Source organism: Halorubrum sp. Atlit-26R, assembly GCF_003666015.1.
In the GTDB taxonomy this organism is placed as follows: Archaea; Halobacteriota; Halobacteria; order Halobacteriales; family Haloferacaceae; genus Halorubrum.
Map to the genome: position 1 here is coordinate 1 of NZ_QPLT01000478.1, position 462 is coordinate 462.

Sequence of the window (462 nt, forward strand, 5' to 3'; positions counted from 1 at the left end):
GGTCGGAGCCCTTGCGGTTGCGACTGAGGATATCGAAGAGCCACTGATCGTCTTAGGGCTGTGTGCATGGGGCTTACGACGAAGCGAATTAGCAACCCTCCACGTGGAGAATGTTGAGCTTCAGGCGGAGTCACTGTACCTCTCGTTCAATACGAGGAAGAACGGTCCTGGAACAGTGGCCTTAATTTACGGCGAGGATGTCCTAGAGGATCGGCTCGCGCGGCTCTCGAACCAGCAGGGGTGGGAGGGGTATCTGTTCCCCTCTCCGGACGCTCGGCGTGATCACCTCACTGGTGAGACGCTAAATCGCCGGTTCAAGTCGATTGCGACGCGTGCGGATGTGCGTGTTCGCGGGGAGCTTCCGACCTCGAAGATGGGACGTCGGTTTTGGTACAGCGCGTACGCTGACGCCGTTGAGGTTGTGATCGAGCGTCTCCAGAGTGTCGCTCACGAACAGGGCAG

1 pseudogene is annotated in these 462 nt (G+C 58.9%); it reads left to right on the top strand.

The features are described 5' to 3' along the window. Window positions 1-58: 58 nt before the first annotated feature. A pseudogene (locus DVK07_RS21540) lies at window positions 59-462 on the top strand (tyrosine-type recombinase/integrase); the annotation flags it as partial.